Annotated in this window: 13 protein-coding genes; 8 read left to right on the top strand and 5 right to left on the bottom strand. The window is 66.8% G+C overall.

Annotated features, from left to right (window positions below; all coding sequences use genetic code 11):
* Positions 1-512 precede the first annotated feature (512 nt).
* Positions 513-728, bottom strand: a complete 216-nt coding sequence (locus ACWCSD_RS00620) for a hypothetical protein (RefSeq protein ID WP_397154575.1) — start codon at positions 726-728, stop codon at positions 513-515.
* Positions 729-840: 112 nt separating this feature from the next.
* On the opposite strand from ACWCSD_RS00620, the gene ACWCSD_RS00615 reads away from it, so the two are divergent.
* Positions 841-1617, top strand: a complete 777-nt coding sequence (locus ACWCSD_RS00615; protein ID WP_449912216.1) for a hypothetical protein — start codon at positions 841-843, stop codon at positions 1615-1617.
* A 250-nt stretch (positions 1618-1867) separates the two neighbouring features.
* Entirely contained in the window at positions 1868-2344 is a 477-nt protein-coding gene (locus ACWCSD_RS00610; RefSeq protein WP_449912214.1) for a hypothetical protein, read from the top strand.
* A gap of 6 nt (positions 2345-2350) precedes the next feature.
* On the opposite strand, the gene ACWCSD_RS00605 is transcribed toward ACWCSD_RS00610, so the two are convergent.
* The gene (locus tag ACWCSD_RS00605; protein ID WP_449912212.1) at positions 2351-2758 is read right to left on the bottom strand and encodes a hypothetical protein; all 408 of its coding nucleotides are present in this window, start codon (positions 2756-2758) and stop codon (positions 2351-2353) included.
* 162 nt (positions 2759-2920) lie between these two features.
* Here ACWCSD_RS00605 and ACWCSD_RS00600 point away from each other — a divergent pair, with 162 nt between their 5' ends.
* The 4 genes from ACWCSD_RS00600 to ACWCSD_RS00585 all read left to right on the top strand — a co-directional run bounded on the left by ACWCSD_RS00600 (position 2921) and on the right by ACWCSD_RS00585 (position 5047).
* Positions 2921-3736, top strand: coding sequence for a GNAT family N-acetyltransferase (locus tag ACWCSD_RS00600; protein WP_449912210.1), 816 nt, complete (start codon positions 2921-2923; stop codon positions 3734-3736).
* Between the two features lie 298 nt (positions 3737-4034).
* Positions 4035-4490, top strand: coding sequence for a helix-turn-helix domain-containing protein (locus ACWCSD_RS00595; protein ID WP_357966374.1), 456 nt, complete (start codon positions 4035-4037; stop codon positions 4488-4490).
* Between the two features lie 3 nt (positions 4491-4493).
* Complete coding sequence (locus ACWCSD_RS00590; RefSeq protein ID WP_449912207.1) at positions 4494-4685, top strand: hypothetical protein; 192 nt, start codon at positions 4494-4496, stop codon at positions 4683-4685.
* 86 nt (positions 4686-4771) lie between these two features.
* Entirely contained in the window at positions 4772-5047 is a 276-nt protein-coding gene (locus tag ACWCSD_RS00585; RefSeq protein WP_449912205.1) for a hypothetical protein, read from the top strand.
* Between the two features lie 193 nt (positions 5048-5240).
* On the opposite strand, the gene ACWCSD_RS00580 is transcribed toward ACWCSD_RS00585, so the two are convergent.
* The gene (locus ACWCSD_RS00580; RefSeq protein WP_449912203.1) at positions 5241-6572 is read right to left on the bottom strand and encodes an erythromycin esterase family protein; all 1332 of its coding nucleotides are present in this window, start codon (positions 6570-6572) and stop codon (positions 5241-5243) included.
* A 107-nt stretch (positions 6573-6679) separates the two neighbouring features.
* Positions 6680-7453, bottom strand: a complete 774-nt coding sequence (locus ACWCSD_RS00575) for an SDR family oxidoreductase (RefSeq protein ID WP_449912201.1) — start codon at positions 7451-7453, stop codon at positions 6680-6682.
* A 117-nt stretch (positions 7454-7570) separates the two neighbouring features.
* On the opposite strand from ACWCSD_RS00575, the gene ACWCSD_RS00570 reads away from it, so the two are divergent.
* Both ACWCSD_RS00570 and ACWCSD_RS00565 read left to right on the top strand, forming a co-directional pair.
* Entirely contained in the window at positions 7571-7936 is a 366-nt protein-coding gene (locus ACWCSD_RS00570; protein WP_449912199.1) for a LysR family transcriptional regulator, read from the top strand.
* Positions 7937-8467, top strand: a complete 531-nt coding sequence (locus tag ACWCSD_RS00565; protein WP_449912253.1) for a LysR substrate-binding domain-containing protein — start codon at positions 7937-7939, stop codon at positions 8465-8467. It begins immediately after the preceding gene.
* A 258-nt stretch (positions 8468-8725) separates the two neighbouring features.
* Here the strand turns inward: ACWCSD_RS00565 and ACWCSD_RS00560 are convergent, their stop codons facing one another.
* On the bottom strand, positions 8726-9322 hold the full coding sequence (locus ACWCSD_RS00560) for a hypothetical protein (protein ID WP_449912197.1): 597 nt from the start codon (positions 9320-9322) through the stop codon (positions 8726-8728).
* Between the last annotated feature and the right edge of the window lie 27 nt (positions 9323-9349).

Raw genomic sequence — 9349 nt, 5'->3', positions numbered from 1 at the left:
AGGGGCCTTTGCTCCCTCCTTCCTGTCTGGTCTCCGCCTGCAGATTCGCATCCAGTTCATCCAACGTCGCCCCGCAACGGACGTTGGACAGTCTGCTTGCCCAGGGAACGGGCTGCCTCCGAATGGCCACCCAGCCTGCGGCAATTTCCTGAACCTGCCATGCCGGATACTGGGCGATCAGCTTCGCCAAGGTCATGGGCACGGGTGCACTCCGGCGACCGGCGTACAGATTGGGTGAGACTCCCGTAGTTGGGCGTAGCGGAGAGCGATTCGGTGAGCGGCCTGAGCGGGTTCGGTGGAGGGGTGCCAGGCGTAGATGACTCGCTGTCGTCTCGCATCCCATGCCGATCGCCACCAGTAGCGCCCGTCGTGACACCAGACGACCAATCCGACCCAGACGGACACCAGCGCCAGGCCGTAGCCGTCGTGCACGTCCGCGGAGACTCCCCGAGCGGTGAGGGCGTTGGCCAGGGCGGCGGCGGCGTGGGTCTCCGGTGCGAGCGAAGGGCGGCTCACAACGCCTCCTCTGCTGTCTCCTGCTCCTTCAGCAGCTCGGCGAGATGGACGATGTCGTCCGCGTCGATCGTCTGGGACAGGCCGTGATCTACTTCGCGCGGGGACAGGCGACGGCCGTTCCGGGTGGCCCAGAGACGGCCCGCAGAACTACGCCAAATGCGCCAACCGGGAAATGCCGCTTGGAGGTCTTCAAGAATCACCGGAGTGGACATGCGATCAGCGTGCTTACCTGAGCGTGACAAACCCACCGCGTTATCAAGACGTCCAGGACGTTACAGCGTTACGCTCCGAACGTCCCTGACGTCCTCCAGGTCGAGGTGTGCCGTGGCCAACGTCCCCCTACGCAGCGCCATGCTGAATGCCCAGGTCACGAACCAGAACTTGGCCGACCGATGTGGCGTGGACGTAAAGACGGTGGAACGCTGGCTGCAGGACGAAACCCGCGTTCCGCACATGCGGCACCAATGGGCAGCCGCAGAGGCACTAGGAGTTGAGACAGCCGTGCTATGGCCGGATGCAATTCGCAATACGGTGAAAACTGGGCCGGATAAGGAAGTCTTGACCGTCTATCCCTATCGCTCCGCATGTCCGAAATCAATCTGGCGCAATCTCATCAGCTCGGCGCGCAACGAGATCGTGTTCGCCGGTTACACCAACTACTTCCTGTGGCTGGAACACCCCAATCTCGCGAAGGTGCTCAAGCGGAAGGCTCAGCAGGGCTGCAAGATTCGGTTCCTCGTCGGCGATCCGGACAGTGAGGTGACGCGCCACCGCGAGGACGTGGAGAACGTTCCGCTGACCGTCTCCACGCGCATCCGGATCACTCTGTCGGAGATCGATCAGCTACGCGACGTTGCCGGTGTCGAGGCCCGGTTCGGTGACGAGCACATCGCCATGAGCGTGTTCCGGTTCGACTCGGAAATGCTCGTCACGCCGCACCTGGCGAAGCTCGTCGGTCACGACTCGCCCATGTTGCACTTGCGGCGGTATCAGGACGACGGCCTGTTCGATCGGTTCGCCTACCATGCCTCTGAGCTGTGGGGCAACGGCCGAGACGTGTGGCAGCAGCCCCAGCCCGCAGGCCCGATCCGGGGTGACTAAGTGAGCGACAACCGGCCCGGACGGCCCGGAACCGAGGGGTCGCAGTACCAGGTGGGGGCGGATATCGAGCGTGGTCCCGCTCCCCTCGTGAGGTGTCTGGCGTCCAATGCGCTCACTTTGGCTAAGACCTCCGGCTCTGAGCGTTTCCTGCACCGGGCCAAGAACTTCCGGCGATCGTATGCCGGGCCGTCGTCCAGCGCTTTGCGCTCGTTCGACGAGCGTTTTCACGCCACTCTGATCTAGGGGGATCATGGTTCGCATCGCTGTGTCCGGCCATCGGGGCTTGCCGGAGGAGACCGCCGTACTGATCGACGGGGCGGTACGTGAGGCCCTTGCGGAGTACGGTCCTGGGGTCGCCGGGCTGTCATGTCTGGCGGACGGGGCTGATCAGATCTTCGCGTGTGCGGTACTCGATCTCGGTGGTGTGCTGGAGGCCGTGATCCCGGCCAAGGAGTATCGGGACGGGCTGCCGGGCGAGTGCCATGCTGCGTACGACGATTTGCTGGGCCGGGCGGTCCGGACTCACCGGCTGGAGTTTGTGGAGTCCACCTCGGAGTCGCACATGGCGGCCAGTGCGCGGATGCTGGACGACGCCGATGTGTTGTTCGCCGTCTGGGACGGGCGGCCTGCCCGAGGTTATGGCGGGACTGCTGACGTGGTGGCCGAGGCGCGGCGGCGGGAGATGCCCGTGCGGGTGATCTGGCCTGACGGGGCTCAGCGAGATTAGGAGCCTCTAGACGCTAGGTGCCTGCATCGATGAGAAGAAGTCCGTCATGATCACGACCCCATCGGGATCCTGTCGCGCCGCCGCGCGTACGGCTGCCTGATCCAGGTGGCTCTCGCCGGCCCCTGCCGTCTGACGCACGATCGCCTGGACCGGAGTGCTCTTGCCGACCTGCCGGGCACCATTGATCACCACTGCATGGGTGCCGGTGAGGGCCTGCATCGCCGCCGAAGCACTGTCAAGGGTGCCGCCCGCTTCGGTCTTGCACCACAGGACGCGCCGACGCCTGCACCGAAGCGCTACCGACAGCAGTGCCTGTACACAGTCGCCAACGGCTACTGCGGCATCGGCGGCGTGGTGTCGTCTGTCCGGTTGGACTGACGTCCGGTGGGGCGTGATCAGCGTGACCTGCCTCATGCTGAGTAGCCCACGGGTGGACAAAAGGTCCACTAAGCTCTTCCGGTGATTTCCTGCCGTGCGATCGTCCCTGCGGAACTGGACCGTGTGACCTCGTGGGTCGTGACGGAGCCCGTGGGTTGGATCTCCGCCGACCGTTACCTCGCAGAACTGGCCGAGAACATGTACCGGTCGGAGTGGACGTGGATCGCCGAGGTCGGTGACCGGGTCGTGGGACGTGCGCTGTGGTGGGGGCCGACGGGCAGCGCGTACCCGGTCGCGCTCGACTGCCTGGACGTGGATCCCGCGGTGAGTGAGCGCATCGTCGTCGCCACCGAACTGATCAAGGCCGCACTGGCAGTGTTCCCGCAGCCGGTGCAGTACGCGATCAAGGCGTCCGGCGGCTGGCGTGACGATCCGGTCACCTCGGCGGCTGTGGAATGGCGGCGAACGGCAGCACACGCGGCCGGCCTCACCCGGGAGGTCGAGCGGCTGCAGTTCGAGTGGGCGCCGGCCGACGGGGTGCCCTCAGTGGCTGGGGCGCTGCGGTTCGCCGAGGCGTCCGATGAGGAGTTCCTGGCGGTGTTCAGGAGAATCGCCGAGGGCAGTCTGGACTTTCAGACCCGAACGAACGTGGCGGCCAAAGGCGTGGACGCGACCGCGCGCGAAGAGATGGACTTCTATCTCGGCGCGCCGGGCAAGCGGGAGTGGTGGCGGATCGCCTACACGTACGCGGGCGAGGTGGCAGGCATGGCGATCCCCTCGGCGACGCCGTACAGCGTGAACGTCGGATATCTCGGGGTGGTCCCGGAGCTCCGGGGGCGCGGATACGTGGACGAGGTACTCGCCGAGATCACCCGCATGCATGCGGCCAACGGAGAAACGCGCATCACAGCCACCACCGACGTGGGCAACGCGCCGATGGCGGCCGCGTTCCTGCGCGCCGGGTACCGCAACACGGAGATCCGGATCAACCTCTCCAACGACCTCCAGTCCTGAGGACTTGTTGCCGGGAGCGGAGCGCTACCAAGAGCAACGTACAAAGCCGCCAACGGCTACTGCGGCATCGGCGGCACGAGCGTGGCCTGTCCGGTCGGCCTGACTTCCGGCGAGGCGTAGACCTGCAGAGATAGCTAGATCCTGACCCATGGTCGCTCGGCACGCCCGGCGTAGATCATGGGTCAGCGCCGTCATCGGCGACAGCCATTCATCCAGGGTCAAGGCGGTGCCGGGCTGCTGGCGATCGTGCTTGCGTTTATTTCGTCTGTTGCGGATACTGCGAAGAGGGGGTGACGTCATGACTGACGTGCAGGCCAAGCGAGTTCAGCCGGGAAGCATCGATGCCGAGGTGGCCGCTCGTGCGGTCCGCCGGATCAAGGATTACCTCATGCGGTATCCCGAGCAGCCGACCGTGCAGGTCGTTGGCGAGCACGGGGGAGAGGACCCCTTGATCCTGCCTCGTGAAGCAGTGACTCTGCTTGCCTTCATCCTTGCCCAAGCAGCTGAAGGGCGCGGAGTCACGGTGATTCCGTCCCATGCTGAGCTGACGACACAGCAAGCGGCGGACATGCTGAACGTCTCACGCCCGTACGTCATCAAACTCCTGGAGACGGGAGAGATTCCGTTCCGGTTGATTGGCAAGCACCGTCGAATCAAGTACGAGGACCTCCAGGAGTACAGGCGTCGCGATGACGCCAAGCGCCGGACCGCGGCCGACGAACTCGCTGCGCTGGGGCAAGAGTTGGGCATCTGAGTCATGACATTCGTGGTGGTCTATGACGCAAACGTGTTGTACGGCAACACCCTGCGTGACCTGCTCATTCGTCTCGCCATGACGGCACGGGTGCAAGTCAGGTGGACCAACAGCATCCTCGACGAGATGCAGCGAACCTCGCCGCCAACCGCCCCGACATTCCTGCGGAAAAGCTCGACAAGCTCCGCCGACTGATGAACTCCGCTGTCCGCGACTGCCTCGTCGAGGGGTAAGAGCCACTGATCGAAGGGCTGAAGCTCCCCGACGCTGACGATCGACATGTGCTGGCCGCAGCGATCAAGGTGGGCGCGAAGGCCATCGTCACGTCGAATCTCAAGGACTTCCCTGCCGACTACTTGGCTCCATGGGATATCGAGGCGAAGTCGCCCGACGACTTCGTCCTCGACCAAATCGACTTGGACGGAAGGGTCGTCTGGGCGTGTGTGCAGCAGATTGCGGACTCACGGACCAGCCCGCCCGAGACCGTCGAGGACGTGCTCGACGCTTTGGAGGCGGTCGGTCTCGTTGAGGCGGTCGCTGCGCTGCGAGCTGGATGAAGCCTCTTCGGGCTGGTTCTGCGGCACGAAGTGAACAGCCACCGCCAGCAGCAGCGGTACAGAGTCAGGCCCGAACGGCTGCTGCGGGATCGGTGGCTGTCCGGTCGGCCTGACGTCTGGCGAGGCGGAGGCCGGCCCATGGTCGACCGGTACGTCCGGGGGCGATCACGGGCCGGGGGCGTCCGGTATGCCGTCAGCGGGTGAGGGTGGCCGCCTTGACCTGGTGGAGGTGGATCACCACGTCGAAGGAGCGGCTCAGGGAGGCCTGGACGGCCTGGTCGGGGGACCAGAAGCCGCCGCCGATGAGCCGGGTGGGCCGGGCCTGCGCCAGCCACGTCCGAGCCGTCCGCGGAGCTGTCCGCGTGTCCAGCATGAAGTCGCGGTGGCGCACCTGGTCCAGGACGTACTCGTTGTAGTCGGGACCCGCGGCGGGGACCCAGCCCTTGCACGTTCCCGGCCGTTCTGCGGGCTTGACGCCGTCGGGGCAGGCGGTCTCGGAGCTGGAGAAGTTGTAGCCGCCCTGGTTGAAGCTGGTGCCGACGGTGACGAAGCGGTCGCCGAGCCGCTTGCGCAGCTCGCCGCCCATCGGGGCCGGCACGTACGTGGTGTCGATCGGGGTGTAGCTCAGGTGCGCGTTCAGCCCGGACACCTGGATCTTGGCGCCCGTCGTGCGGTTCCACCAGGTGACGTTGTCGGCCAGCACCTGGTCCCGGTAGATCGCCGCCTGGCGGCGGCCGTCCGCGGTGGCCTGGTCGAAGGCGAAGTCGGTGAAGGTCTGCGACAGCGCGCGGGCGTGCTGGAGCGTCCATCGGTCGGCGCCCTCCTTCTGGAGGAGCTTCAGGGCCTGGGTGGCCCGCTCGGCGTTGTCGTGCCGGGTCTCCAGGGGTACGGCCAGCGCCTGCGCCATGTACTCGCCGGCGTTCTTCGTGGTGGGGCGCAGCCCGTCGTACAACTGGGTGAGCTCGGGCAGCAGGGCGGGCCGACGCTGCTTGGCGTAGGCCAGCACCTTGTCGAAGAGGATGTCGCCGGGGTAGAGCAGGTCGGCGCCCATGAACTGGACCTTCTTGGCGTGGCCGGCGTTGTAGGCGCGCATCCACTGGACCAGGCCGAGGAACTCGCGGTTGTCGAACAGGTCGTAGGGGCCCTTGACCTCGTCGTGGAAGATCGCTTGCGGGTCGCCCTGGCCGTACAGAACATAATCATTCAGGCGCAGGCCGGTGCTCCAGCTCAGCTCGCGGGCGAACGTGGTGAATCCTTTCTCGGTCACCAGGTAGCGGAACAGCCGCTGGTTGAGGGCGTAGAACTCGGCGGTGCTGTGGGTGGCCTCGCCCACGCCGACCACCTCCGCCTGGCCCGCCATGGCGCCGAAGGCGTCCAGGTCGTGCGCCCGGGCGCCCGGGGAGGTGGAGACCAGCGGCTTGGCCACGCTGTCGAGCGCGGACACCACTCCGGTGTCGGCCGACGCCGGGGTGGCGGTCCCGGCGAGGGTCACGGCGGCCAGGCAGCTGAGGGCAAGAATCTTCATGAGGTTTCCTGATACGTGAAGGGGATTGTTGGGGCAGGTCCGAATCTCCCGGGCAGCGCTGACAGCCGGTTGAAGGTCGGCTGACGGCGGCCCGGGGCGTTGTCAGCTCAGATCCGGGGGCCGAGGAAGCAGCCGCCGGAGGCGTCGACGACCTGGCCGGTCACCCACCGCCCGGCCTCGGAGGCCAGGAAGGCGACCACGTCGGCGATGTCGTCGGGCTGACCGACGCGCGGGATGGCGTTGCCGGTGCCGACCATCTGCTGGACCTCGGGCTTGCCGAGCATCCACGGGTTCATGTCGGTGACCGTCGGGCCGGGCGCGACGGCGTTGACGGTGATGCCCCGCGCGCCCACCTGCTGGGCCAGGGAACGGCTGAGCACCTCGATGCCGACCTTGCTCATCGCGTACGGCGCCTCGGGCATCGCGATCCGGGTCGCCGCGGTGGTCACGTTGACGATCCGGCCGCCGTCGTTCAGCAGGGGAAGCGCCCGCTGGATGATGAACAGCGGCGCCTTGGTGTTGATCGCGATCAGCCGGTCGAACGCCTCGGGGGTGATGGCCTCGATCGGGCCGCCGGTGTTGACGGCGGCGTTGTTGACCAGGATGTCCAGGCGTGCCTGCCCGGTCCGCGCGGTGAGGCCCGCCTCCAGCCCGGCGAACAGGGCGTCGACGTCACCGGGCGTGCCCAGTTCGGCCCGCACCGGGAAGGCCCGGCCGCCGTCCTTCTCGATCAGCCGCACGGCCTCCAGGGCCGCGTTCTCGTTGCTGCCGTAGTGCACGGCGACCAGCGCGCCGGCGGCGGCCAGCCGCCGCGCCACGGCCCGGCCGATCCCCCGCGAAGCCCCGGTCACCAGCGCCGTCTTCCCTGCCAGGTGCATCATGTCGTCACTCCTGAATCATCTGACTTGTCCGGTGACCAGGATCCGGGCACTAAATAGCCCGAAACAATGACAAAATGCGCAAGGCAGAATTAACCCCGAAGACAACGTGGGGGAGTCGTGGAGCTTCGCGACATCGAGATCTTCCTGGCCCTGGCCGAAGAGCTCCACTTCGCCCGCACCGCCGAACGACTGCACGTCACCCCGGCCCGGATCACGAAGGCGATCCAGAAGCAGGAACGCCAGATCGGCGCCCCGCTCTTCGAACGGACCCCGCGGTCGGTGCGGCTGACGCCGCTCGGTCGGCAGCTCCGCGACGATCTCTGGCCGATGTACAGCGGCCTCCAGGAGAGCATGCGCCGGGCCAGGCTGGCCGCCGAGGGCATCACCGGCGTGCTGCGCGTCGGCATGATCCCGCACAATTCGCACGACCTGCGGCACTACTGGGACACGTTCCGCAGCAACCACCCCCAGTGGAAGCTGTAGATCCGCATCTCCCCCTTCGCCGATCCGTTCGCCGGGTTGCGGCGCGGCGACATCGACGTCCTCGTCGCGTGGCTGCCCGTCGAAGAGCCCGATCTGACCACGGGGCCGGTCCTGTTCACGGACCCGCGCCTGCTGGCCGTGGCCGCCGACCACGAACTCGCCCGGCACACCACCGGCCTGCTGGAGATGCTCGCCGACTTCCCGCATGTGGACACTCCGTCCAGGCCCGACTACTGGGCGGACGGCTTTCTCCCAGCCCGGACTCCTGTGAGCCGGCGGATCGAGCGCGGCCCCCTGGCGCGTAACACCGAGGAGATCCTCTCCCTGGTCACCACCGGAGAGACCGTCAGCCTCGTCGCCCACCACATGAGGCGGTACTACCTGCGGCCGGACATCACCTACCTCGCGCTTCGGGACGACGATCCGCTGAAGTACGCGCTGGTGTGGTCGACCGAAGCGGAGAACGACCTGATTCGCGCCCTCGCCCAGACCGTCCGGGACCTCGGCCCCCTCGACCTGCTCACCCTCTGACCGGTCGGGCGCCGAAACTCATCCGCGGGGCCGAGGTCAGGGCGAAGGTACGGCGCGCCGCCGCGCCCCGTCCTCCGGCTGAACGCTTCGGCTGGGCTGGTCGCCGTGGGGCGACGGTCCGAGGCTTCGCTCCTCAGCACCGGCTGGTCGAAGGAGGTGAGGCCTTCTGGGGCGTGTCAGATCTGTGCGGGGACGGGCGGGGGCGTGGACAATCACGGCTGCTCGCGTCGTCAACCGGTTCAGCGCTTGTGGCGGGGGTCAGAACTTGCCTGACTGCACCTCTATGCGGTGTCCCAGTTGCTTGCTCAACTCCGTGTGGAAGCTGACGCTGAGAGGTGGCCATCCCCAGAAGTCGAATGCGAGCGCCCCGAGGTCGAAACCGGACCCGAACTGCCACTCGGTGACCGGGACGGAGGCGCCGCATGAGGAGCAGATGACACTTCCTTCGCCGGTCTCCTTCCAGGTGTCGATGCCGTCGCTGAACGGCTGCCAAGCCGCCTGGTCCGCCTCCCACGCGTTCGGGTAGTCGATGATCACAGTCGTCGCGTCACATCGTGGGCAGGTCGCGGAGTCCGCCTCGCTCATCCCCTGCCCTCCGACGTGGTGATCCCGCCCGACGATGACCGCCACCGGGCCCGGTATCCACGATGGGTCCGAGGAATCAGCCACTGCTCGTTGCCAGTTGGGGCCGGGCTCGTATCCGTCGTCCACTTGCAGGCTGTACATGCCGTCCCTGGACCTTTCGCGCGTGATCAGCCCTTCGGCGACCATCCAGTCGACCACCCGCTCTGCGAGCGACTCAGCCTCTTGGCCGGTCACCTCGACATCGACGATCCGCTCGAAGTAGTCACCCATCGTCTTTCAACTCCTTCTCGGTAGCTG

It is taken from the genome of Nonomuraea sp. NPDC001684, assembly GCF_053596515.1.
Note: the sequence above shows the minus strand (reverse complement) of the source record. Positions and strands in the feature narration are given on the sequence as shown.